At 65.7% G+C, this 24,365-nt stretch carries 18 protein-coding genes and 1 pseudogene; 14 read left to right on the forward strand and 5 right to left on the reverse strand.

The annotated features are described in order from the left end of the window. Window positions 1-63: 63 nt before the first annotated feature. Window positions 64-480 carry a hypothetical protein gene (locus tag SJY07_RS25320; protein ID WP_380162637.1) on the forward strand — a complete coding sequence of 139 codons (417 nt, stop codon included), beginning with the start codon at window positions 64-66 and terminating at the stop codon, window positions 478-480. Between the two features lie 42 nt (window positions 481-522). Here the strand turns inward: SJY07_RS25320 and SJY07_RS25325 are convergent, their stop codons facing one another. Together SJY07_RS25325 and SJY07_RS25330 are read right to left on the reverse strand one after the other, a co-directional pair. Further along, the gene (locus SJY07_RS25325; protein WP_380162639.1) at window positions 523-714 is read right to left on the reverse strand and encodes a hypothetical protein; all 192 of its coding nucleotides are present in this window, start codon (window positions 712-714) and stop codon (window positions 523-525) included. A gap of 256 nt (window positions 715-970) precedes the next feature. Beyond that, complete coding sequence (locus SJY07_RS25330; protein ID WP_380162641.1) at window positions 971-1,273, reverse strand: hypothetical protein; 303 nt, start codon at window positions 1,271-1,273, stop codon at window positions 971-973. Window positions 1,274-1,498: 225 nt separating this feature from the next. Here SJY07_RS25330 and SJY07_RS25335 point away from each other — a divergent pair, with 225 nt between their 5' ends. Then, complete coding sequence (locus tag SJY07_RS25335; protein ID WP_380162643.1) at window positions 1,499-5,647, forward strand: HEAT repeat domain-containing protein; 4,149 nt, start codon at window positions 1,499-1,501, stop codon at window positions 5,645-5,647. Between the two features lie 604 nt (window positions 5,648-6,251). Further along, a complete protein-coding gene (locus SJY07_RS25340; protein WP_380162645.1) occupies window positions 6,252-7,598 on the forward strand; it encodes an RNA-binding domain-containing protein in 1,347 nt (448 codons plus the stop codon). Window positions 7,599-7,738: 140 nt separating this feature from the next. On the opposite strand, the gene SJY07_RS25345 is transcribed toward SJY07_RS25340, so the two are convergent. Together SJY07_RS25345 and SJY07_RS25350 are read right to left on the reverse strand one after the other, a co-directional pair. Then, on the reverse strand, window positions 7,739-8,320 hold the full coding sequence (locus tag SJY07_RS25345; RefSeq protein WP_380162647.1) for a hypothetical protein: 582 nt from the start codon (window positions 8,318-8,320) through the stop codon (window positions 7,739-7,741). Between the two features lie 64 nt (window positions 8,321-8,384). Then, window positions 8,385-9,620, reverse strand: coding sequence for a hypothetical protein (locus SJY07_RS25350; protein ID WP_380162649.1), 1,236 nt, complete (start codon window positions 9,618-9,620; stop codon window positions 8,385-8,387). Window positions 9,621-9,990: 370 nt separating this feature from the next. Here SJY07_RS25350 and SJY07_RS25355 point away from each other — a divergent pair, with 370 nt between their 5' ends. The 4 genes from SJY07_RS25355 to SJY07_RS25370 all read left to right on the forward strand — a co-directional run bounded on the left by SJY07_RS25355 (window position 9,991) and on the right by SJY07_RS25370 (window position 14,502). Then, window positions 9,991-11,181 (forward strand): type II CAAX prenyl endopeptidase Rce1 family protein, encoded by a 1,191-nt coding sequence (locus SJY07_RS25355; protein WP_380162652.1) that lies wholly within the window; start codon window positions 9,991-9,993, stop codon window positions 11,179-11,181. Between the two features lie 57 nt (window positions 11,182-11,238). Then, window positions 11,239-11,772, forward strand: a complete 534-nt coding sequence (locus tag SJY07_RS25360; RefSeq protein ID WP_380162654.1) for a DUF6225 family protein — start codon at window positions 11,239-11,241, stop codon at window positions 11,770-11,772. Between the two features lie 727 nt (window positions 11,773-12,499). Beyond that, on the forward strand, window positions 12,500-13,858 hold the full coding sequence (locus tag SJY07_RS25365; protein ID WP_380162655.1) for a tyrosine-type recombinase/integrase: 1,359 nt from the start codon (window positions 12,500-12,502) through the stop codon (window positions 13,856-13,858). 104 nt (window positions 13,859-13,962) lie between these two features. Beyond that, the gene (locus SJY07_RS25370; RefSeq protein WP_380162656.1) at window positions 13,963-14,502 is read left to right on the forward strand and encodes a PadR family transcriptional regulator; all 540 of its coding nucleotides are present in this window, start codon (window positions 13,963-13,965) and stop codon (window positions 14,500-14,502) included. 1,564 nt (window positions 14,503-16,066) lie between these two features. Here SJY07_RS25370 and SJY07_RS25375 read toward each other — a convergent pair. Beyond that, window positions 16,067-16,582, reverse strand: coding sequence for a hypothetical protein (locus SJY07_RS25375; RefSeq protein WP_380162657.1), 516 nt, complete (start codon window positions 16,580-16,582; stop codon window positions 16,067-16,069). Between the two features lie 463 nt (window positions 16,583-17,045). Here SJY07_RS25375 and SJY07_RS25380 point away from each other — a divergent pair, with 463 nt between their 5' ends. The 7 genes and pseudogenes from SJY07_RS25380 (at window position 17,046) to SJY07_RS25410 (ending at window position 24,333) form a co-directional block, all read left to right on the forward strand. After that, window positions 17,046-17,264 carry a response regulator transcription factor gene (locus SJY07_RS25380; RefSeq protein WP_380162658.1) on the forward strand — a complete coding sequence of 73 codons (219 nt, stop codon included), beginning with the start codon at window positions 17,046-17,048 and terminating at the stop codon, window positions 17,262-17,264. Between the two features lie 881 nt (window positions 17,265-18,145). After that, a pseudogene (locus SJY07_RS25385) lies at window positions 18,146-18,343 on the forward strand (transposase family protein); the annotation flags it as partial. A gap of 112 nt (window positions 18,344-18,455) precedes the next feature. Continuing rightward, complete coding sequence (locus SJY07_RS25390; protein WP_380162659.1) at window positions 18,456-19,268, forward strand: ISAs1 family transposase; 813 nt, start codon at window positions 18,456-18,458, stop codon at window positions 19,266-19,268. Window positions 19,269-20,078: 810 nt separating this feature from the next. Next, window positions 20,079-21,881 (forward strand): ParB/RepB/Spo0J family partition protein, encoded by a 1,803-nt coding sequence (locus tag SJY07_RS25395; protein ID WP_380162661.1) that lies wholly within the window; start codon window positions 20,079-20,081, stop codon window positions 21,879-21,881. A 993-nt stretch (window positions 21,882-22,874) separates the two neighbouring features. Then, entirely contained in the window at window positions 22,875-23,249 is a 375-nt protein-coding gene (locus SJY07_RS25400) for a DUF3846 domain-containing protein (RefSeq protein ID WP_380162663.1), read from the forward strand. 106 nt (window positions 23,250-23,355) lie between these two features. Next, entirely contained in the window at window positions 23,356-24,009 is a 654-nt protein-coding gene (locus tag SJY07_RS25405; RefSeq protein WP_380162665.1) for a hypothetical protein, read from the forward strand. 105 nt (window positions 24,010-24,114) lie between these two features. After that, the gene (locus SJY07_RS25410) at window positions 24,115-24,333 is read left to right on the forward strand and encodes a hypothetical protein (protein ID WP_380162667.1); all 219 of its coding nucleotides are present in this window, start codon (window positions 24,115-24,117) and stop codon (window positions 24,331-24,333) included. Window positions 24,334-24,365 lie beyond the last annotated feature (32 nt).

Here is a 24,365-nt window from a genome sequence, read left to right on the forward strand (position 1 = left end):
CACACGTGGACAGCGGAGGACGGAGCCCAAGCCGTGTCAGGCCTCTGGTCCAGACTGACTCCCATGGACGCACCGCAGGCCTTAGTGATCGCTGCAGGTGTGCATGCAGGGTTCCAGGCGACCATCACCCTGGTCACCTACCCGATGCTGGTCGCGACGCCAGCGGCGACGTGGACGCAGGTACACGCCGCCCACTGGCGGCGCATCAACCCGCTGGTCGCCGTCGTGTACGGGGCGGTGGTTGCCGCATGGGTCTGGGCGTTCACCAGCGATGGTGGCGTTGGGCCTTCGTTGTGGGTGGCGGCCGCGGGCAGCGTCATCACCGGTACGGCGACCGCCTTGCGGGCCGCGCCAACCCACACCCATTTGCGACGGGAAGGACCGCGCCCAGAGCTTCTGCGACGTCTGCTGCGCGCCGATCAGCTCCGAGCGGTGGGCGCGCTGCTGACGTTCGCTGGTGCCCTGGTTGCGGCCTGGTGACTCAGCCCCGGGCGGGATCCTGGGGAAGGCGGAGCTTCCTGATCAGGATGCTGGCGGGGTTTCCGGGACAGCCGAGGGCTCGGAACGATCGACGAGCATCACGTACAAGATCACATGCTCAAAGGGCAACTGTGGGCGTAGTTGCTCGATGGCGGCCGCGCTGGTGTCGGCCTCGATGACGACGTAGGTCGCCTCTGGATCTTCGTGGCGGCGGTGCGCCAGTTGCCACATCACGGCCACAGTCTCACTTACCGTCCCAGCTCGACGCCGCATCGGTCCTGGTCAGTGTCACCGTCTGCGCGGGAGCGGGCGGAGCGGTCTGGACGGAGGTGGGGTGCCAGAACCGCAGATGCTCCAGGGCAGCGAGCTCGTGCACCCACGTCTCGAACGAGCAGGCCGGATGCAAGGCGTGTGATCGGCGATAAGACTGAACCCAAGACGCTGAAGCCTGGGGGTTGCGATCTGCAACCCCCAGACCAGCTCGACTCGTCTACTTCTTGCTGCGGTGCCAGTCGAGGATCCCGACGATCAGCAGCAGGGTGTTGGCGGCGTTGGTGGCAGCGAGAACCACGGCGGCCCACGTCTGCTGGTTGACGGTGAAGGTGGCCGCCGCGTTGGCCAGCATCAGCGCGAGGAGCAGGGCCAGGCGCACACCGCGGCGGGTGTGGGGGTGGCTGTAGAGGTTCTGCAGTCCCCGGCCGGCGTGCTGGACCTGCCGAAGGGTCCAGCGCGCCGCCGTGGCGAGGTGGGGTAGGAGGGTGAGGAGCACAGTGGTGACGCGACGGACGAACATGGTCGTCTTCCTTTGCGTGACTGTGGTCGTCTCGGGTGCTGGCCAGCTGTCCGGGTGAGACCTGTGGATGAAGCCCTGTGGTGCCGCATCTGCTGCGACATCTCCGTTATGGGGCCCGGCGAGTCCTTCGTCGATCACCGTCTAGGAAGTCCGAAATGCGACATGCTCAGGTCCGAAATCGGCTGAGCTGCTCGAGCCGAAGCGATGAGGCGAGAGGGATGGCACATGGCGGCGAAGAGGGACCCGAAGAGCGACCCGAAGAGCGACCCGAAGAGCGACCCGCAGAGCGACGCTGCGAAAGCGCGGGCCGTGCAGCCCAACTCTGTGTCCTTCGCCACCCGGGCAGACTTCGGCCACGCTCTCGATGAGCTGTGGAGGGCCACCCGCGCGGAGCGCAGTACCAGCAGCAGTCCCTACGGCATCAAGGATCTGCAGCAGGGGATCAACGCAATACTCAGAAGGAACGACCCGAAGAAGGCTCCGATCTTCTTGGTCGAAGACGGCAAATACCCACCCTGGGCCAACTGGACAAGCTGGCGGCACGGGACCATTCCGAACACGGGGTCTGAGGACGTCTTTCTGGCTGCCCTAGAAGTGTGTGGGATCGACGACCCGGTTCGACGTCAAGCCTGGTGGGATCAGTTCGACAGGCTGAGGGGACAGCGCGGGGGGACCCCCTCGACCGCCGGGGCTGCTGAGTCGCGTCCGTGGGCGGAGCGTGACGGAACCGGGCTGGCTCGTCTCCTGCAGGACATGCAACGCGCCGCGTTGTTCGAGGACGTGCCGCCCTACCTGCGCGGCGTCGACCTCACCGACTTGAACCGTCAGGTGCGTGTCCACATCGGTATCCGCACCACAAGCGCAGATATGGAGGCCGACCGCTACACGAACCCCGGGGAGCGTGGACCCGAGAAGGACCCCCTTCCATGGCGGGCGTTCATGGCCGGGCAGGGGCCGCCGATCGGCGAAGGTCAAGTGGAGGGTGACGGGGGCCGTGACCAGGTGGTCGTGGCCGCCGACCCGGGGTTGGGTAAATCCTGGTTGCTGCGGTGGGAGGCCCACCGGCTCGCTGCGGCAGCACTGAAGGTGATGCAGCGGGCCCTACCGCGCAGCGGTGACTTGTCCAAGGTTCCCATCGGTCTGCTGCTCCCGGTGCGTGTGCGTTGCGACCAGTTGGTGGCCACCGAAGGCCGGACGCTGAGCGAGAAGCTGACCAGCCACCTCGAAACCCGGTACCAACCTACGATCACCGCTGTGAAGGCGGCAGGCGAACTCGCCGGATCAGGCCGGGTGGTGTGGCTGCTCGATGCCTACGACGAACTGACCACCGACGCCCGCGCGGTCCTTCTCACACTGCTGCTCGACCATGCCCGGCTCTTGGAGCGCACGGGGCTGAGAATGCGGTACGTGCTGACCAGTCGCATCGCCGGCTGGACCGGCGCCGCCAACCTGCCCGGCGCGCCGGTGGAGGTAGAGCTGCGGCCGTTCACCGTTGAAGACGTCTACACCTTCTTGGACCACTATCCCCTCGATGCTCAACGCAAGAAACAGCTCCGTGCTCACCTCGACCGGCCGGGGATGGCGGCCATGGCCCGAGTACCTCTGTTGCTGGCACTCCTGTGTGGTGTCGCGAAAGACCTGGCACTCGGCGAGCAGCTGCCGACCACCCGGGCGAAGTTGTACGAACGGATGCTGTTGTGGTTCATGCAACGACCACACCGCAGCGCCGACGTCCCGCAGCACATCTCGGTCATCCGAATCCAGAGCCAACTTAACCAGCTAGGTCGCGTCGTCCACGCTTTCGCCACCGGTCGACCCGGGTGGGTAGACCTTATGCCCACTTCTGAACTACTCACCCTTCTATCTCAACCAGGAGAATCACCTGAACGAGCCGAGGAGCGTCTAGAGTTCCTGTCTCAAGGTGCGGGTATTTTTGTCCCGCAAGGTGACTCCACGCTGGGGCGCAACCAGCACTACCTTTTCCTGCATCGCACCGCCGCGGAGTTCCTCCTTGCCCGCCACCTCGCTAAGCTTCCCGCCGACGGCCCTGATGGCTGGCGGAGCATGCTCGAGGAGCATCTCTGGTTCGAGGCGGATTGGGGCGAGGTCATCCCCATGCTCGGCGAACTACTGCCACCTACCCTGGCTGCTGACCTCATTCGTCACCTGGCCGATGAACCTCGCGACCCCTTCGCGAACTCTTTCCGGTACGCCATGCGCATCTGGGCCACTCGCACCCAGGATTCCGATACCCTTTTATCCGCGCAAGATGCGGACCGTTATGCGAACAGACTCATCGCATGGGCTACCAGTAGCATGCCGTTGCGGAAGGTGTTCACAACCGTTTTGAACGAGCTCAATGCACCTTGCGCGATCACCAACGCACTGTTGGAGTTGGCGCGCGACCACCATCGCGACCCTGATGCACGTTCGGATGCAGTCAAGGCTTTGGCCGGGCGGGCAGGCGCGGAGGTCACTGCTTTTCTGATGGAGTTGGTTGGACACCGCGATCGCAGCCTTGACCCCGATGTACGGGCGGAAGCAATCAAGGCGTTGGCCGAACGGCAGGGCACGCCCGCCTTCTGGTTAGAGGTAGCGAGCGACGGTAACCTCGATGCCGACGTGCAGTCGGCGGCCGTCATAGCAATAGCTAAGCAGGAGGGCGCTGATGTGAATGCACTTTTACTACAAGTGATCCGCGAGGCTCAATTACAAGTCCACGTACGCTTGACGGCCGTTCAGAGGTTGGCCGATCGGAACGACGCAGATGCCACTGCGGTCCTGGCGGAGTTGGCCCGCGACACTGACCTTAGCGCTGCAATGCGGCGGGCGGCTGTTTCGGGGTTGGTTGGGCGCGAGGACGCCGGGGTCACGGAGGTCTTGGTGGATGTGGCCCGCGACGTTGACCTCGACGGTTGGGTGCGGCGTGAGGCTGTTTTAGGGTTGGTTGGGCGCGAGGACGCCGGGGTCACGGAGGTCTTGGTGGAGTTGGCCCGCGATGCTGACCTCGGCGGTTGGGTGCGACGGGCGGCTGTTTCGGGGTTGGCTGCGCGCGAAGACGCCGAGGTCACCTCGGTCCTGGTCAAGTTGGCCCGCGACGGTGACCCCGACGCTGTAATGCGGCGGGTGGCTGTTTCGGGGTTGGTTGGGCGCGAAGACGCCGGGGTTAATGCGGTCCTGCTGGAGTTGGCCCGTGACGCTGACCTTGACGCCGAGGTGCGGCGGACGGCCGTTACTGGGTTGGTCGGCCAGAACGGCGCAGATGCCACGGAGGTCTTGGTGGAGTTGGCCCGTGACGCTGACGTCGACGGTTGGGTGCGGAGGGTTGCTGTTTCGGGGTTGGGCGGGCGCGAGGGTGTCGAGGTCACGGAGGTCTTGGTGGAGTTGGCCCGCGAGGGTGACCTCGACGTCGAGGTGCGGCGGGTGGCTGTTTCGGGGTTGGGCGGGCGCGAGGGTGTCGAGGTCACGGAGGTCTTGGTGGAGTTGGCCCGCGACGCTGACCTTGACGCCGAGGTGCGGGAGGTGGCTGTTTCGGGGTTGGGCAGGCGCGAGGGTGCCGGGGCCACGGAGGTCTTGGTGGAGTTGGCCCGCGACCCTGACGTCACCGCTCGGGCGCAGCACAAGGCTGTTTCGCGGTTGGGCAGGCGCGAGGGCGCCGGGGCCACGGAGGTCTTGGTGGAGTTGGCCCGCGACCCTTACCTCGACGGTTGGGTGCGGCGTGAGGCTGTTTCGGGGTTGGGCAGGCGTGAAGACGCCGGGGTCACGGAGGTCTTGGTGAAGTTGGCCCGCGACCCTAACCTCGCCGGTTGGGTGCGGCGTGAGGCTGTTTGGGGGTTGGGCGAGCGTGAAGACGCCGGGGTCACGGAGGTCTTGGTGGAGTTGGCCCGCGACCCTAACCTCGACGGTCGGGTGCGGCGGGCGGCTGTCTCGGGGTTGGTCGGCCGGAACGGCGCGGATGCCATGGCGGTCCTGGTGGACTGGGCTCGTGACGCTGACCTTGACGTTGCAACGCGGCACGAGGCTGTTTCGGGGTTGGTTGAGCGCGAGGACGCCGGGGTCACGGAGGTCTTGGTGGAGTTGGCCCGCGACCCTAACCTCGACGGTTGGGTGCGGCGGGCGGCTGTTTCGGGGTTGGGCAGGCGTGAAAACCCAAGGGTCACCGCGGTCTTAGTAGAGCTGGCACAGTATGGAAGCGGCAGCCTGCGATCGACGGCTCACGAGGCGCTTCTGTCTGGCATGCCCCCCCGCCAGATCGAAGCTCTCTTGACTGGCCACCTGCCACTCGGTCTCGCATATGACGTGACGCTTAATCAATCATCAACGCTGACGACGGAGCAGCGACAGCGGTTGCGGGCGCTCTATCGAGTCGCATGAGCCTAGAGCAGGCCGGTCGATGGCCTCGACGAGCGCACAGTGGGGCAGTCGCAGCAGGACAAGAGCGTTTGTGCGCTGGGACGGCTCTGTCCGTTCTCTGTCACGTTGTCCTAGCCGCAAGCCCGTGACCTGCGGTGGGACAAGACGCCTGAAATGTTCTTGGCCGATCCATCTTAGTCATCTTGTGCTCGTCGGAGATCGCCATGACCTTCGGCTGATGTAACGCGTCAGCCAGCCACTGCAGCCACCGTCACACGATCCGTAGGACCGGCCGCTGCTCTGCCTGTCCCAGCAGAAACCGCACCCGTGCGAGTGGGATCCGCAGCTCCTTGGCCAGCGCGGACGTGGTCAGGCCCTGCTGGCCGGCTACCTGAAGGCGCCGGTGAGCAACGATGGTTGTTCGCCGGGGAAGTGCTCCACGCTTTCGCGGGTGGTGGTGTCTACGAAACCCGGGCCTTGACACGCACGCCCGCCTGCGACGACAAGGGCCGCGCCCCGAGCTCCTACGACGCTTGTCGCGTGCCGACCGGCTCCGGTTGGTAGGTGCGCTACTGACGTTCGGGGGTGCCTTGGTAGCTCAGTGACCGGCGGCTACCGTCGATGTATGGTTGATGAGCAGGAAGTCCGGCAATGGTTGAGTCTGGGCACTGAGAGCCGTTCCTTTGAGGTCAAGGGTCCCGGCCTGAGGACGCAGAAGGCATACGCGGCGAAGGTTGCCCGGGCGGTCATGGCAATGGGCAATTTGCGTGGCGGCGGGTTGGTCTGCTTGGGCATCGATGACAAGCAACTAGCGCAGATGAGCCCTGGCCTGAACGCTGAGCAGTTGAAGCAGTGGAGTGACGTGGATGAGGTCAATGTTGCCTTGAGCCGCTACATCGAACCACCAGCCGACGTTCGGGTCCATCTCATGGAGCTACAGGCGGGAGTGCACGTCGTGGTGCTGGAGGTGCATGAGTTCTTCGATGTGCCGCACTTGTGCCGGCAAGACTTTCCTGGCGAGGTGCAGCGAGCCCACCTGTACGTGCGTCCGCGCGGGAAGGCGGAGTCGACGACTGTGCCGACTGCCACGGACATGCGTGAGCTCATCGACTTGGCCGTCGAAAAGGGGTTAGGTGAGTTCCTGCGTCGTGCCCAAGGAGCTGGCCTGGGTCTGCCTGGTGGTCAGTCCCCGACGCACGAGCTGACTTCTATCGCGGATACTGCCTACCAGAGCGAGTACGAGCAGGCGTGGGCTTCGCCCAGTGACGCGCTGAAGCGGATGCAGGTGTCGGCGGCGTACTTCGATGTCGCCATCCGTCCACGCCCATATCTCGGGGATCGATTCGAGAGCGGGCAGCTGGAAAAGTTGGTGAATGACCTTACGGTCCGGCTGCGAGGTTGGCCCTTACCGTTCGTCGACGACGTCAACAGCAACCCGCCGAAACGGTACGGACAGTGGGTCGGGCAAGAGACCATCATTCGCAACTACTCTCCCGGGAGCACGTGGAACTCAGACCGGGACCGGGAAGCGTGGCGCCTATGGTGTAGCGGACAGTTCTTGCACCGGAGGGTCTTGATCTCCGACGAGCGTCCCGACATCCCCGAAGCCCAAGCGAGCCTGCCGGGCGCCACGGGCACGGTCGTCGGATGGGACGTCTTGCTGTATCTCGTCGAGGTGGCAGAGTTTGCCTCGCGCCTGGCAGCTGTGACGGGATGTGATGGAGTAGACATCGAGGTCGGGATGCACAACGTCCAGGGCCGCCAGTTGGTGTCAGGAGATGACCACCGGGTCGACGTCCAGCGCATGATGTCAGCCAATACGCTGCATGGAAAAACGATGGCATCACGTCCCGAGCTGGTCACCCAGACTCGACGGGTGGGTGTACGTCTGGCTCAGACCCTGCTAAAGCAGTTCGGTCTGCAGGTGCCAGACGGATTCTTGATGGACTGGCAGGACGAGGTCCTTCAATGATCAGCCCGAGGTCGGGCGGTGGTTGGGCTCGCAGCTGCTCGATGGCCTGAGCGTTGCTGTTGTGCTCGATGACGACGCGAATCGCCGCCTCGGTCTCGTCTCGGCGTCGGTGCGTTAGCTCCTACATCACGGGGGCAATCTCACCAACCAGCTCGGCTGGTTGCGGCATCCGCTGCGGGCTGTGACGCTGCGGCCGCCATAGACGACGAAGCCGACGCTGGTTGTACCGCCGTCGCGAGCTCTGGTGCAGGTGTCGGTCCGGGCTTCGCGGTGGGGGAGGAGGGAATCGCCTGAGGGTAGGTGGGCCTCCAGAATCGCAGCTCGTCTTGGAGCTGCTCCAGGGTGGCCTGCTCGCGCACCCACGTGTCGAAGGAGTAGCCCGGGGACAGCGCTCCGGGGCGGCAGTAGGAGTTCACCCACGCGGCGTGGACGGCGGGGGAGGCGCACACCAGCGTCCGCCAGTCGACGTCCTCCTCGCCGCGCCAGATGCGAACGCTCTGGTTGCCATCAGCGTGGGAATGGATGAGCCCGAACGCCTCGGCGGCCTGGACTGCGTCCTCGCCGACGTCGTAGCTGGTAGTGAGGTCGTCCACGGCGGCCAGCATGCCGCCGTGGTTCTTGCTGACGACCCAGAACAGACCCGGGGCGATCTCATCGAGGTTCAGTACGCCGGGCCAGGTCGACTCAGCAACAGTGCGGGCGATGTGGGGGGAGAGCGACATGACCGGTCCGATCCGCAGCAAGGTGTAGGTGGAGGTAGCTCTGAGATGGGTCCGCGGAGCAGAGTCAGAAGAGTTGGTACGGCGCCCGCTCGGTGTCCAACTGCTCCTGCCGATGGACAATCTGGTCGAAAGCAGGGTTGCTCTCTACGGGCTTGACCTGGCCCCGAAGGAGTCGCCCGACCGTCCCCACAGAGTCCTGCAGAGCGCTGGTGCGCTTGGCGACGTCGTCGGGATACCGGCTGATCTCCCACCGGGCGAACGGGGCGAAACCCCGGTCGTGCAGGGTGTACTTCGTGAAACGTCCGGTCTCCCATAGGGCTGTTGCCGTAGCCTTCGCCGCATCGCTTCCCTTGGTCACCACGTGCAGTCCGAGCCCCTTGGGAAGATTCTTCTGCAAGACGTCTAGGAAGTGCTGCTCGGCTGCGCGCCAACCGATCGTGATGACGGAAGTGGCCTGCTGCAAGTCCTGTATCATCGCCTGCCGCAACTCCTCGGGCATGACCAGACCTGGCTTGCGCTCGACGGGAATCGCCATCGCCGGCAGGTACGCCATCGTCTGGCCTTGCCCCCCGGCCTCGAGAGGCTGGTCGTTCGGGGCCCGCCACACCAGCTCTGAAGCATCGGAGTTCACGGTGGCGTCCTCGGGGTCGGAGTTGATGATCAGGCGGCGGGCGTCGTCACCCCGTTTCAACCGTTCACCGCTGTCGTAGGTATCAAACGGGAACCGGTAGCTCCAGTTCACTGACCCGTGCGGCTTGAAGACGTGCACGTTGCGGTGGGCGGTGTAGCCCTCGAAGGTGGTGATCTCGTGGCCGAAGACAGCCTCCACGGCCCGCTCGAGCAACACGTCGTAGTTGAAGGTGATCAGGCATAGCGGCTGGTTGACCACGCGTGACCATGCACGCAGCTGGTCCAGCAAGGACACGTAGGCGGTTTGCCCAACGGCCTCCTCGTGCCAGAGGTGCGGGGTTCGGGTCAGCACCCGCTGCAGGTAGAAGCGCACCGCGGTCAGCTGTGCTCGCAGGTCAGGGTCGTCGCTGGACTGGTCCTGCATGGCCTGCAGGGCTGCCTCGATGCCCAGTCCGGCGCGGACGTCCTGGGAGCATCGCATCAGCGCCCCCCACGCGCGCGGGAACTCCGCAGCCACCTCCTTGTGCACGTCGCCAGTCATCTCGAACAGTTCGTTAGCCAGTGGTGGCCTGTGGGCGTGGTTCGGTGGCGGCGTCAGTCCGCTGTCGTGAGGGGTGCGACGGGGGTCGCTGTCGAAGGAGGCTCCGGCACCGAAGATGACGACAAGCATGGCGGGCGGGTGCTCCGTTCGTTGCAGCGTGTTGAAGCTCGGATGGGAACGCAGGTACCGGCGCAGTCTCGCAGGACGGCCCGACATCCCATATTACTCTAGGGAACCACCATTCTCTAGAGTACGGTGGACGTGTCCGAGCACCTCGCTACCGTCTCAATCGACACCTCGAACATCCCACCGACCGCTGCACCACCGACCCTGCGAGGCCCTGTTGTCGTCCACCCCGACCGCATCCCTTTCGGACCTCGACGCGACCCTGAGCACAGTCACCTTTCCGGTGCCGCCCGCCATGGGACGAGCCCGCCTCGAGCGCGCTCAACTGCGCAGCAAGGGATTACCGCTACCCGCGGGTATGCAGGGTCTCCGCGTGCGTCCAGTCGGCGACGGGACCCTGCCGCTGCTGCCGTCTGGCCCGGTCGGCGGGGCACGTCGCTGGCCCGCGCTGCTGCTCGTGTTCATCCTCTTCGCCGCCGGCTGGGGCGAAGGACTACTCCGAGCGGTGCTCTACCTCGTCGGAGCGGTGCAGCCCACCGTCTCGCCGTGGACGCGCAGCCTGCAGGACATCACCGAACTGCTCGTCGTCTCCGCCTTGCTCATCACCGCGGCCATCACCGGCGCCGCCCGCTACAACCTCACCCCCGCCACCCTCGGCCTGACTCGACCCCGTAGCCGCTGGGACTGGCAGTGCGAGGCAGGCCTGTTCGCAGCCGCCGTCCTGCTGCCGGCGATCTCCTTTGGCCTGGGGGCCGTGCTCACCAACGTTCTCGGCCTGCCGGACGGCATCTATCCACGCCCCGCGAATCCCGGTGCCTGGTACGCCACAGGCTCCCTGCTCAGCTCCGCGCTGGCCGGGGTGAACGAGGAGATCGTCCTACTCGCCTTCACCGTCGCCGTCCTACGACGGGCGCAGTTCAGCTGGCGCGCCGTCATCATCACCGCAGCCGTTCTGCGGGTCTCGTTCCACATCTACTACGGCGTCGGTTCGATCTTCCTCGCCGTCTGGGCCGTGGGAATGGTGCTCCTCTACGCACGGCACGGGCGCGTTCTGGGCGCCATCGTCGGGCACTCCCTGTGGGACCTGGCGGCAGACACCGGAACGCTCAGCGGCACGCCGATCCCCCAGTTCTGCATGTACGGCGCAGCCGTGATCTGCCTCGTGGTCGCCGTCCGGGCCGGCGTCTTCTCCCGTCCCCGATTCGACGCCACGCCTGCCCGCGCTCAACTCCAGAACTGGCTGAGGCCGCGCCGAGGAACCCTTCTGGCCGGAACCGCCCTCGCCGCTTTCCTCATCCCCGCAGCTACCGGAGTTCTCGTCCTGCTCACCATCTACCCCGTTGTCTCCCAGGCCATCGGAGAAGCCCACCTCGGCAACGTCGATGCCTGGTCGGTTTCCGCCTTCTTCGTGGCCTCGCTCCTGGCCCTAGCCGCGGTGACGGTGCTAGCCAGCAAGATCACCCCGCCTGGACTGAGCCTGGGCGACACCCGGGCAGGACTAACCCTTTCCACCGCCTCAGCCGCCGCCTTCGCCACCACGCTCATCACCGCGCTGCTGCTGTAGACGCTGAGCCTGTACCCCTTCCACGCGCCCGCAGGAACCCCGAAAGGACCAACCAACATGAACCCCGATAACAGCTCCCACCAGAACGACGACTTCGACGCTGACGCACCGCACGAGGCAGAGCAGCTCCCCGTGGGGTCTCTCGAGGACATCCTCGAACACCACATGGCCGACGTCGATGCCGAGCACGCCCTCCTGCTGCGGATGTGGAACATTCCCGGCCGAGGCAAGGAAGCAACCACCCTCGTTGACGCCACCGTGAGCCAAGCCGAGGCCGCCCCGGGTCACGTCACCGTCCTGCACCAGGCCCGCGCCCTCACCGCCGGCGACCTGCGCGCCGCGCTCATCGGCCTCCCCGACGACCAGCCCGTAGCCATCGACGTCCCCCTCGACCCCGGCGGCCTGGTCCTGCACCGCTACGTCCTGACCTCCACCGCCGCCACGGTCCTCCTCCTGGCCGACGAGGAGGAAGTCCTCGACCCCTCCCTAGTCCTGCGCGGGGACTTCCCCACCGGCGTGTACGAGATCCCCACGGAGGACGCACCCGCAGGCGACGCATCCGCGGGCGATTCTTCGCCCCGCACGCACTGACCCACGGCAAGATCAGCACCATGAACAGCCACCACGAGTTCGACACCGAGCTCGATGCCGTGACGGGCACCTCGCCCGGCCCGTGGTGAGCACCGATGGCCACCCGCCGCTCAGCTGACCCTGCAGGTCTTCTGCCGCCCGCGCCGGGAGCAGCACCCGTGGCGGCCGCGGCGGCCGCCGCGACGTCGCCGGTTGAGGTGCCCCTGGCTGACGTACTGGCCGCCACCGCGCTGGCTGAGCGGCTGCTGGTGCGCCGCACCTACGGCGGGCGGGTCGTGCACCTGGTACCCCGCCCCGATCCCACCGACCGACGCCATCGGCCCGGGGTCCGGCTCGCACTGTGCGGGGCCGACATCTACGACCCGCCCCGGGAGCATTCCTCCCGCCCAGCGACCGCCAGGCCCAGCTGCCGCAGGTGCCTGGCAGTCCTGCGCGAGCTCACCAGCGCACCGGGCCCCGACGGGATCCGCTGGTCCGCCTCCGCCGGAGGGACCGTCCTGCACGCCTGGACCGCCCTGAGCGACGCGCTAGCCGCAGCCCACGACAACCCCGCCCGCAGCGACGTTACCCCCGACCCCTCCGCCGGCGACGCCTCCGCCCCCACCATCAGCTTGCGATGGACGACTTCCCCCGCCCACGTCGGACATGCTGTTCTAAGCATCCTGAACGCCACCCACCAGTACGACCCAGCACGGCCTCACCAGCTCGGCCCCGAACGGAGAACCTCGTGAGCGAGCCGACCACCGGCTCTCCCGCCACCGATGCGGCGGCAGCGGTCGACCCCTCCAACGCCGCAGCCGAGGACCCCTTCGACTGGCACGAGAAGTCGATCGCTGCGCAGGCGGCTTCCCAGGTCGCGGCGGCCAGAGCCGTCGAGGCCGAGCAGCTCTCCCAGCTGCGCGACAAGAGCATCTCCGAGGCCACCTGGACCGCCTACCTGCTGGCCTGGCACCGGTGGTCGACCTGGGCCATCGCCCACGGGCGCCCTGTGCTGCCCGCCAACCCCCACGACCTGGGGGCCTGGGCTCAGGCGTCGGTCTTCCCCGACTTCTCCGCCGCAGACGCTGCCGCAGAAGTCACCGCGACCCCCGCGGCCACGAAGCAGACCCCCCGACGCCGCGGCCGGCCACGCCCCAGCGGCCCGATCAGCGCCTCCACCCTCACCAAGAGGATGGCCGCCGTCACCTACATCCACCTGCGCGCCGGACACCCCAACCCCCTGGCCGACGCTGAGCTGGCCCAGGCCCTGCGAGGACTGCGACGCACCATGAAGGAGAACGCGCTCACGCCCCGCCAAGCGCCGGCCCTCATGACCGCAGACATCGAGCGCATCCTCACCGCCATGGACGTCTCCCCGACTCGGGGCCAGTCCCTGGCCGAAGTTCGCGACCGCGCCTTGATCCTGTTGGCGTTCACCACCGCGATGCGGGCCTCCGAACTCGCCGCCCTCAACGTCGACGATCTCGAGCCCGACGCCGGTGGACTCATCGTCCGTGTGCGCTCGTCCAAGACCGACCAGGAAGGTGCGGGCACCTTCATCGCCGTCCCTCGCTCCCGGCGCCCGCTCCTGTGCCCAATCCGGGCCATGGACACCTGGCTGGAACGCCTACAGCAGCAGCTCGCAGTGCAGGACCTCAACTATGTCCCGGCCACCGACCCCGGTCTGTCGGTGGCCCCGTCGACGAGTTCCAGCCCGGTCGCGACGGACGCGGGTGACCTCACGGCCCGACGCCACCTCGTCGCCAGCCTCGACGGGGCGGTCCTGCGGGCCATCCTGCGAAATGGCCGCGTTGGCAGCACCACCGTTCCCGACCCCCACAAGACCCGTATGAGCAGCGAGGCCATCAGCGAGGCCATTACCGCCCGGGCCCGCGCCGCTGGGCTCCAGCCCCCTGAGCGAGGCGGGGCCTACTTCACCGCCCACTCCACCCGCGCCGGGTTCGCCACCCAGGCTGCTGAAAACGGTGTCTCCGAACGCAATATCATGGCCCACGGCCGGTGGAAGTCCGTCGCGGTCGCCCGCGGCTACATCCGCCGCGGGGAGGTCTTCGACGACGATAACGCAGCTGGCCACCTGGGACTGTAGTTGCTGCCATGAGGTGGAATGTCAGACGGAGGGAGGCTTGGCCCAGTCAAGACGTTTGGCTGCGCGACGTCGAACAGTAACTATTCACCTAGTACCTACTTCGCGTGTACAGTTTCTTCATGCCCTTAGCCGAGCTGCACCTTGCGCTGCTGTCCTTGCGGCCGGCCCATGGGTATGACCTGAAACGCGAGTACGACGCATCGTTCCCTAACGCCAGACCACTGCCCTTTAGTCAGGTGTACTCGACGTTGGGCCGCCTGGTGCGTGACGGACTGGCCGAGGTGATCGAAACCCGGTCGGAGGGAGGCCCAGAACGCATCGTCTATGCGATCACCGACGCGGGCCGAGAGCAACTGCGGAACTGGTTCGCCGAACCTGCGCCTCCCACAGCGACGGGTGCGGAAGACCTAGTGCGGAAAGTAATCCTCGCACTACGCACCGGCGACTGCGTGAGCTCGGTCGTCGCCGGGCAGCGAGTCGCCCACCTGCGAGCAATGCAGACGTTGTCTACCGCACCCCCGGACGGCGACGACCTCGGGGCCTGGCTCGCCCGCCGCTACGCCGCCTTGCACCTCGAAGCTGACCTGCGGTGGCTCGACGGGGCAGCCACCGCCCTCGATGCCGCTGCATCCACCACTTCGTGAGGCGACTAGAGCTTAACAGGCGACGAGCCTGTCAAACTTACCGCCTGTGACCAAGTTGCTGTGCCTGCTTTTTACAACAACCTTTGAGTTGATGGCATAGCATGGAGAATCCGATCCCCAGCTCCAAATTGCCTTGACTCGAACTTGAATGGGACAATTATTGGTGATCCACAGATCTTGGTAGGTATCAGGTACGGGGATAGGTCCAAGGCGGGTGGTAACGCACGTAGGGGCATTAGTCGCTGCGGCGACCGCGATCCTATCTTCACTTACCGTTCGGAAACCAGCCTGCCCGACATCGACCTGCCCCTTCGGAGATGGCGGAGCAGCGCTAGCTGAACTCATCCCAGCGATCAACAAAGCTGTCAATGAGACCGCAGTTGAAGCGTACAACCAAACCTTGGTACCGATCATTGGTTTGAACTCCTCGGAGTGATTGATGTGGTGGGGACTAGGGGGCGTCAGCTCTCGACGGCACCAATTCAGTGGAAAGCGTGACCCGAGGACGGTCAGGCCAAGGTCATTTAGACCGGTAACTGCCGTCAGGTCGGGGGTGGCGAAGCTAGCGTCGGGCATACCAAGGTTCGGCGGGTGGTTTGAGAGATCCCACCGGTGAGAGCCTTGATCAGCTATCTCGCCCTCGACACGCCCCCATCCTTGCTGCTGGCTTCACAGTCGATTATAAGAAGCCCACTTCAGCAAGATAGAAGCTCCTGGAAATGCGCCTGAGTCCAAAAACGAACAATCGTGTAGGTGACGGTCGTCTTTGGATTCATTGCGTAGCAGGACGTGTCGCCACCTAATGCAATGATTGCTTTGACTCTCACCTGAATAGGGCAGTTGTTGGTGATCCACAGCTTCTGCGATTGCGTAGGGGGCACCAAGTCAGCCGTACGAGGATTGACGCGAGAGGCAACACACATTGGAGCGGCGACCGCTGCGGCAACTACTGTTTTGTTCTCAGCTATCTCACGATAGCCGGACGGACCGACTTCAACTGTTCGTGGGGACACTTTCGCAAAAACCCCGTTAGTGGTTGCGACAGCCGCGCTGGCTGGCAAGGCCGCCACAATGGGCGCCAGCAAGATAACTGGTAGTGCCCTTCTAAATTCACGATAATCCTTTCGAAGTTCGATACATGTCTAACAAGAAACAAGACCGTCCCAGCGATCTCTACCGGTCTCGAGAATGTGATGATCTTCAACTTTTGTGCTGGGCTTCATTACATAGCAGTCGGAGTCGCCTGCATACGCCCACACCGACTTGACTCGCTGAGTTGCGGGACAATTGTTGGTGATCCAAACCGACTGGAAAAGGGCCCCAGCTGGATCAACCTTGACCTTTACGCAGGTCGGAGCGGGATTGTACCCCGCGCGCATAAGCGCCTCTGCGTTTTGTAGGGGCTCGATCGATGTAACCCCCGCCCCTCCCTTTGGGGTGGCAGCGGCGACACCCTCCATGACAGCCAAAGAGGCCGCAAAAATAACTAGCGAGACTCCAGCCAAGGCTGCTTTTGACAGATTTCGATTCAACGTCTAACTCCATTCAGAGATTCGATAATCAGTTACACCATGTACTTGGAGCAGGCAATCCACTTGGATTCTTCATTGTTGCCCTCAGGGTAGGCGGTGACAATCCCATCCGGACCACGCACGACAAAGACTCGAGTGGTTGTTCCGGGAATCAATCGCGAATATTCATGCTTTTTGGTTCCCGGGATATCTCGCCCAACCTCAAGCTGGACAACTTTCTTCATACAGTTGAGCGCATCGGGCCAGTTTGGGACACGGTGTTTAACTTCAATATGCACAGCGCCGAAGCCGTCGACCGATCCAATACCGCACTTCACGGCAAAGCTCCCTTTGGACGTGCGAAGGGTCTCAAAGGTACGAAACGCATTCTCATCCGGGACGTGCGCGCTATTTCCGATCACTACATGGTCTGCGTTGCAACCTCTTACCGCATCGCTGGCTACAGCCGTTGCGGGACCGGCGCTGAATCCAACTCCAACACCGACCGCTAGGAGAGAGGCGATACCAGCTCGCTTCAGATTCCCGTGAGTTGACGTCTTTTTCATCATGTCGTGCTCCTTTGAACGAGTGCGGCTGGGCTCAGTGAAGTCACAGACAGCAGTCCTTGCCTAGAGGAGCGGCACATGACAGAAGAAATTACCGATTAGTCCGGATTCGCTTGACAGAGGGTAGGCGCCCTGCTATAAGGAGGGGTTATGGGTGCGATGTCTACATCAATGCGCTGGGGGGCCTGAAAGCTATGGAACGCACTTCTGATTTGACCGAAACGCAGCTGATCTCTCAAGGAGGCGCCTACGTTCGATGGACGGGCTCTCGGCACGAGAGCTCACTGGATATGCAGGATGATCACCCTGGGATTCGCGTGAGCGGCGGACCCAAGCATGCAATTGTTCTGTGGGTAGATCGAGAGAACTCTTTTTATGACCCGCCCGGGACTACCCCGCCCGAATGGATAGAAGAAATTGCGCGCGAAAGGTACGAACAACTCAAGATTCAGCTCATTGAGTCGCGATGGAAAGGTTTTGCAAAGTGATCAGTGCATCACTCGATGAGCGTGATAAAAAACTAATTTCTCTGATTTCTGAGGGGTACTCAAATCGCAAGATTGGGCAACACCTACATTTGGCGCCATCTACTATTGCTAACAGGATTAGCCGGCTGTTGAAGGATACAGGGGCTAGCAATCGAGCTCAGCTGGCCGCGCAATCTCAGCAAATCATCAAGGCTTAGTGGATCATCAGGACGCCGCAGAGCGGATTACTCCAACCTGTAGAGGGTGCCGGCTCATCCAGGTGGCTCGCCAGTTGCGGGTACGTTGGATGAATGCGATGTAGATCAATTGGCTTTGAAGTGGTAGCCCGACCCACAGGGCATCGATAGCGTGGACCTAGCCGGGAAACTCGAGAAGTTGCTGTCCGCGTCGGTAGGCATGGGTGCGAAGCACCTCGTGCAGGACGCGGACCCGCCCTACTTCACGTTGCGCTGGACGGGCAACGGCTCCGTCTACAACCTAACGTTCCCTGTCGTGTCCGACGACTTCCCGCACTGAGTTCTTGGCATTTACGACGAGATGACCGGCGCCGAGGCATCCTTGAACCTTGAAACGGTCAACAGCTCCTATACGGAACACCTGCTGAGATTTGCGACCTGCCTGGCGATCATCGGTGAGACAAACGGTAAACGAATCAATTGATCAACTAGCAGACAGGGGGGTCGGAGAAACCATCGAGTGGCTGCACGACAATGTGAAGTTGGCCACCGTGTCTTCATGGCTCACCTTGGCCGCGGCGATCGTGGCCTGGCGGGCCTTCCGACGCGAGGGCCGGCGCGACTTTTCGAAGAGCTACGAGTCGCTGCGCGCCCCTTGCGCTCCCCCAGCTGATCAGGGGGTCGGCGTCCTGACGGCGGGAGTCGTTGTCAAGGACTGACCGGGTGACGTCAACGACCAGAACAGGCATGGCCCCAAGGGATCGTGGAAGTTCTCACACGAACCACGCCTCCGAGGAACCATGCCTGCCACTGCAGTATCCCCGATCGTCACCACCCTGTCCCCGCTGCGTGCAGTCCTCGCCGACCTTGAGCCCGCTCAGGTCGCCACATCCTTCCTGGCGATGCTGGCCACCATCCCCGACCCCCGCCGCCGGCAGGGACGACGCCACCGACTCCCCACGATCCTGGCCCTGGTGATCTGCGCGGTCCTGGCCGGAGCGGACAACTACTCCCAGATCGCCGCCTGGATCCACGACTGCGACGACGACACCCGCACCGCGGTCGGTGCCGGGCTGGTGATGGTCTCCGAAAGTGCCCTGCGCAAGACGCTGCAACGCCTCGACGCCGACGCCCTCGACATCGCGACCTGCGCCTGGATCGAAACTCGTGGGCGGGACGCGGCGAGAACTGCGCAGGAATCGCCGTCTGCGGGTGCTGGCCTTGGACGGCAAGACCCTACGCGGGTCGGCGACACGGACCTCCACGCGCACCCGGACGTGCGAGCAACCCGGACGGCACCTGCTGGCCGTTCTGAACGCCAGCACCGGGACCGTGGCCGCCCAAGTCGACGTCGGCGCCACGACCAACGAGATCACCCGGTTCGCAACCGTTCTGGACGGCATCGACTTTGATGGAGCGGTGGTGACCGCGGACGCCCTGCACGCTCAACGCGCTCACGCGACCTACCTGCACACCCAGCGCGGCGGGGACTACTTCCTGACGGTGAAGGGAAACCAGCCGAGCCTGCACACCGCACTGTCGGGGTTGCCGTTCACCGCCAGCCCCGTGCAGGCTTCCAGTTCCGACCGCGACCACGGCCGCACCGAGGAACGCCATGTCAAGGCCCTGGAACTACCCGAACACCTCGGGGACCTCGGCTTCGCCGGCGCCGCCCAGGCCGTGCGGATCGTGCGCCGCCGTACCGACCACGCTACCGCCAGGACGAGCGTGGAGGTGGTGTACGCGATCACGTCTCTCACGTCGGAGCAGGCCGGGGTTCACGACCTGACCGAGGTCGCCAGATCTCACTGGCAGGTGGAGAACCGCCTGCATCACGTCCGCGACGTGACGTTCGCCGAGGACGCCTGCCGGGTCCGCACCGGTGCTGGGCCGCGGGTTCTGGCCAGCATCCGCAACCTCGTGCTGGGGGTGCTGCGCCTGGGCGGGGAGGTCAACATCGCCGCGGCCCGGGCTCGGTTGGGTCGCCGACCGGACCGCCCAATTCTGTTGCTTCAGGGAATGTGACCGCTAGAACGCCGACCCCCTGCCCAGCTGATGCCCGCTCCGTCGCCGCTGCGCGGCGGCGGGTTTGAGGAGTGGCGCCTGCGGCGCCCGGGGTCGGCTCCTCGTTCCTCGTCGCCGGTCCTGCTGGCTGCGGTTGGGAACCACTCCTCGGGCGGTCATCGTGGTCGGGGCGGGTGGGGGCGGCAAACCGGCTCCCTCGTCCTCGTTCCTCGTCCTCACTCGGCCTGCGGCTACCCGGTTCTCGGGCTGCGCCCTCGCCCTGCGGGTGTCTCCCCCACCCACCCCGGCCAAGGCGTGATGCCACCCGGTCGGGTCCCCGCCCTGGTCCTGACGGACGGGCGAGGGGTGTCGCTGCGCGCCCCTCGCGCTCCCCCAGCCGGTTCCTCCTGCGTCGTCACCGCGCACCTACGGTGCTGGCCGCCGCTCGTTCCTCGCGCCGGTCGGCCCGACGCTGCGCGCCGGAGTTTCTCTGCTCATGCCCCTCCCGGCGTCTCATCGTGACCGACCCCGGTGCTGAGCCAAGTCGAGGCGGACTGCGTTCGTCCCCGCCGGGCGAAACCATCTTCGTCACCTCGCTGCTTCCTCGTTCCTCGGTCGCTGACTGCGCGAGGTGCTCAAGATCGTTTCGTCCTCTGGGGCAGACCTCGACTCACGAGCGAGCTCGTGCCCTACGGGTGACACAGCCCCTCATGGGGTCGGTCTCGATTGAACTTGCCGGGAGGGGGCGGTGAGCGGTCGGCGGCGACAGCCGCCAGGTCCTCACCATCTCGCCCCGGCTTACCCGCCCACACCATCCGAGAGGAACCCCTCGTGACCGACGACACCACCACCATCGACACCACCACCATCGAGGCCAGCACCGTCGAGACCAGCGCCGCCAGCAGCACCGCTGTCGCGGCCCCCGTGGGCGCGGACGAGTCCACCCTTGTCCACCTCGACCCCGCCACCCTCACCATCGGCACCAACGTCCGCCTCGACGCCCGCCTCGACGCCGAGTTCGTCGCCTCCATCAAGGCACGCGGGGTGCTGGTGCCCATCGTGGCCGTCCGCCACGCCGACGGCGCGCACGTCGTGCGCTACGGCCAGCGGCGCACTCTCGGTGCAGTGCAGGCCAAGCGCGCCACCGTCCCCGTGTTCGTCGTCAACGACACCGACGAGGCCGGTCGCCTCATCGATCAGATGGCCGAGAACGACCACCGAAAGGGCCTCACCGCAGGGGAACGCCTCGCCGGTTTCGAGCAGTTGGCAGCCCTGGGCATGACCGCCGCCCAGATCGCCAAGCAGACCGCCACCGACCGGGGCGAGGTCAGGGCCGCGTTGAAGGTCGCCAAGAACGCCACCGCCACCGCAGCCGTCACCAACCACGCCGTCAGCTTCACCGAGGCCGTCGTCCTGGGCGAGTTCGACGACGACGCCGAGGCCACCGCGCGCCTCATGCGAGTCCTGGGAACCGGTCAGTTCGACCACACCGCCCAGCAACTGCGCGACGCCCGCGCCGAGCGTCAGCGGGTCGAGAAGTTCGCCGCAGGTCTACGCCGTGACGGTGCGACGGTCCTGGCTGAACGGCCCCGATGGAGCGAGACGCCCAAGCCGTTCAATCACCTGTGGGCCAAGACGGGCGAACGGGTCAGCGAAGCCGACCAGCTCGCCAACCCCGACCTGGCGCTCCTGCCGGTGAAGGTCATCGGCTGGGTCAACGCCGCTGACGGTAACCCCATCGCTGAACTCAACGGCGACGACGTGGGGTCGCTGGAAGAAATCGGCTGGCACGACGCCGACGAGCACTGGAACCGCATCGACCGCACCAACGGCCCGGACGGTTCAGACGACGGTGCCGAGCAGGCGGGTGAGCAGGCAGCCGCCGAGGACGACGAGAACGTGGAGGACGACGAAGACCAGGACGAGGACGAGGACGAGGACGAGGACCAGGAGGAGGACGACGAGGACGAGGCCGAGCGGCTGGTCCACGACGACGGCACCCGCGCAGAGTGGGGTGAGTACCTGGGCACCGAACGTTGGTGCACCAACCCCGCCGCCCACGGTTACACCGACCAGAACCCCCTCTACAGCAACGGGTACGGCAGCAGTCTCCGCAAGAAGGCGCAGGACATGGAACCCGCCGAGCGCGCCGCCGCCAGCGCCGAACGCCGCGACGTGATCCAGTCGAACAAGGCCTGGGACTCCGCCCAGACCGTCCGCCGCGCGTGGCTGCAGACCTTCCTGGGCCGCAAGACCCCGCCCAAGGGCAGCGGTCACTTCCTCGCCGTCGCGCTCCTGCTCGACCTGGGTCTACTCGCGGACGCGAGCAAGACCCGCCACCAGGTCACCGCCAGCCTCAGCCTCAGCAAGACCCCCGCCGAGCACGGCAGCATGACTCTGCTGCGCACCGCAGCGGCCAAGACCATGACCGACCAGCGCGGCACCGTCATCGCCCTGGGCGTCGTCCTGAGCGCCTACGAAGCAGTCACCCACCGAGGCTCCTGGCGCAGGGTGGATGACAGCACCCGCCGCTACCTGGAATTCCTCAGCGCCAACGGCTACGAACTGTCCACCGTCGAACACCGAGCCTGCGGTCACCCCACAGCCACGGATGACGAGCAGCAGGACGAGTAGCAGGACGAGCAGCAGGACGACCAGCAGGACGACCAGCAGGACGACGCCGAGCAAGACCAGACCTCCGTCTGACAACCCGGTTCCCCGCCGCTGACTGCGGCGGGGACCGGTACGTCGTTTCGCGCGGTGCGCGGGAGGCGGGCACCGCTGGCGCGGCGGCTGTGTGGTGGCGGGTCGGCGGTCCTCGCGGGTTCTCGTTCCTCGAACCCACTGCGGGCCGTCCCGCCGGCGAGGGGTGTCGCTGCGCGCCCCTCGCGCTCCCCCAGCCGGTGCCGCCTCCTTCGTCGCCGGCAGCGGTCGCCGCTGCGCGGCGGCAGTGCTGGTTGCGGCCGTGGGGCCGCTCCCCGGGTCGCCATCGTGGCCGCGGCGGGCGGGGGCGACAAACCGGCTCGCTACCGCTCGGGCTGCGCCTCCCCGGTTCTCGGGCTACGCCTTCGCCCTGCGGGTGTCTCCCCCACCCGCCGCGGCCAAGGGCCGGTGCCACCCGGTCGGGCCCGACGTCCTGGTCCTGACGGACGGGCGAGGGGGGTCGCTGCGCGCCCCTCGCGCTCCCCCAGCCGGTTCCTCCTGCGTCGTCACCGCGCACCTGCGGTGCTGGCCGCCGCTCGTTCCTCGCGTCGGGCGGCCCGACCCTCCTGCGTCGGGTCGGAGTTCTTTCTGCTCATGCCCCTCCCGGCGTCCCATCGTGACCGACCACGGGTCTGAGCCAAGTCGAGGCGAACTGCGTTCGTCCCCGCCACCGGGAACCATCTTCGTCACCTCGCTGCTCCCTCGTTCCTCGGTCGCTGACTGCGCGAGGTGCCCAAGATCGTTCCCGGCTCTGGGGTAGACCTCGACTCGCCGCGAGCGGCGCCCTACGGGTGTCACAGCCCCTTTGGCCGGTCTCGATTTGACGTGCCGGGAGGGGGCGGTGAGCGGTCGGCGGCGCAGCCGTCGAGAGCTCACGTTCACGCCCCGGCTCACCAGTCCGCATCGCACCCGCAGGAGACGATCATGCCCAAGGTCCTCGTGATTCCCGTCGACGTCACCGAACCTATCCGCATCGAGACGCTGACCAACTGGGAGGCGTACCAGAGTCTGGTCGGTGGCTGGATCGAGTCGGCCCCGGTCGACCGCGACGACCTCAGCCTGTTCATCAACGAAGAAGGCAAGGTGATGAACCTCCCCCGCAACTCCCGCGCCGACGACCTCTGGCGCAACCTGTTGCCGTCTGGGCGAATCCCCGGCGACTACATCGCAGGGACCGCCGTCGTGGTCGGCTTCGACGCCACCACCGGCGCCGACGCCGACGTGCCGGACAGCATCGTCGCCGACCTACTGCCGCAGACCGGTCTACCGACCCTGGGCGAACCGGTGCCCACCACCTGACGCGGCCGTCACACCCGTGGTCCCCGCCACAGCGGCGGGAACCACGGTTCCCGCCCCGACTGCACACCCCGCCTCGAACTACCCCACTCCGACGGAAGGAACGACCGTGACCGAGACCAGCCCAAACCCTCAGTACCTCGCCATCAACAACACCGACGCCAGCGGCCTTGCCCACGTCATCAGCTTCGACGACACCGCGACTCCCGCGCAGTGGTCCACCGTCGTGGACCGTCTCACCGACGACGACGAAGAACCGTTCGGTTTCCGCGCCGAGGTCGGTACTGCCCGGAGGATGCTGGACCCGATCTCCGCCCTCAACCTCATCGAGCGAGGCCGCTACGCGCTGCCTCAGCGCGACGAATGGGGACCCCACGGCACGGAGCGCGACCGTCTACCCGAGGTCAAGTACACCGACGGCGAACCCGACGTCCACGTCCTGGTCACCGTCCCCGCCTTCCCCGGAACCCTCGACGTCCACACCGACACCATCCTGCAACTGCTCACCCTCGGCGGTTCAGCCCAGTTCGCGTTCACCGCGAACATCGCGCCCGGCATGGACATCCTCCCCCGTGACTGCCTCCACCTCAGCGTCAGCCGCCTCGACCGGACCCAACCCCTCACCTACACCGTCTGCATCGGCAACCACCACGACCAGACCACCATCGAGACCGCCGCCAAGTTCGCGGCCACCAGCTCCTGTGACCAACTCGTCTTCCTGCCCGTCGCCACCGACTTCCTGCGCGACGCCCTCGCTGCCTGACATCGCCCAGCCGCCAGGGGTCGATCCGACTTCACGACCCCTGGCGGTACACCTCGCCCATCCGGGCGCAGACACCCCACCGGGCACAAACCAGGGAGAACTGCGATGGCCAAAGGCGTCCCCCGCTTCAACATCTACGCGCTGGAGGTGCGCAGCAGCGACCCGAACGACTACCGCAGCGGCAAAGCGGGTGAGTTCTACGGAGACCTCGACAAAAAGGCGGCCGCCAAGGTCGCTGCGCGACTGCGGCGTGAGGGGCGCAAGTACGTCGTCACCGACCTCGACATGGATCCCAACCAGACCAGCCTGTTCGACGTCGTCTAAGCGTCGCGACCCAAGAACCAGGCCAAACCACC

It is taken from the genome of Kineococcus sp. R86509 (genome assembly GCF_042466365.1).
Taxonomy (GTDB): Bacteria; Actinomycetota; Actinomycetes; order Actinomycetales; family Kineococcaceae; genus Kineococcus.

Bases quoted from the DNA above. Each gene is read 5' to 3' on its own strand.
- SJY07_RS25400 (WP_380162663.1), top strand. From the start codon at position 22,875: ATGCCCAAGGTCCTCGTGATTCCCGTCGACGTCACCGAACCTATCCGC.
- SJY07_RS25340 (WP_380162645.1), top strand. From the start codon at position 6,252: ATGGTTGATGAGCAGGAAGTCCGGCAATGGTTGAGTCTGGGCACTGAG.
- SJY07_RS25375 (WP_380162657.1), bottom strand. From the start codon at position 16,582: ATGATGAAAAAGACGTCAACTCACGGGAATCTGAAGCGAGCTGGTATC.
- SJY07_RS25330 (WP_380162641.1), bottom strand. From the start codon at position 1,273: ATGTTCGTCCGTCGCGTCACCACTGTGCTCCTCACCCTCCTACCCCAC.
- SJY07_RS25410 (WP_380162667.1), top strand. From the start codon at position 24,115: ATGGCCAAAGGCGTCCCCCGCTTCAACATCTACGCGCTGGAGGTGCGC.
- SJY07_RS25320 (WP_380162637.1), top strand. From the start codon at position 64: ATGGACGCACCGCAGGCCTTAGTGATCGCTGCAGGTGTGCATGCAGGG.
- SJY07_RS25350 (WP_380162649.1), bottom strand. From the start codon at position 9,620: ATGCTTGTCGTCATCTTCGGTGCCGGAGCCTCCTTCGACAGCGACCCC.
- SJY07_RS25360 (WP_380162654.1), top strand. From the start codon at position 11,239: ATGAACCCCGATAACAGCTCCCACCAGAACGACGACTTCGACGCTGAC.
- SJY07_RS25380 (WP_380162658.1), top strand. From the start codon at position 17,046: ATGGAAAGGTTTTGCAAAGTGATCAGTGCATCACTCGATGAGCGTGAT.
- SJY07_RS25345 (WP_380162647.1), bottom strand. From the start codon at position 8,320: ATGTCGCTCTCCCCCCACATCGCCCGCACTGTTGCTGAGTCGACCTGG.
- SJY07_RS25335 (WP_380162643.1), top strand. From the start codon at position 1,499: ATGGCGGCGAAGAGGGACCCGAAGAGCGACCCGAAGAGCGACCCGAAG.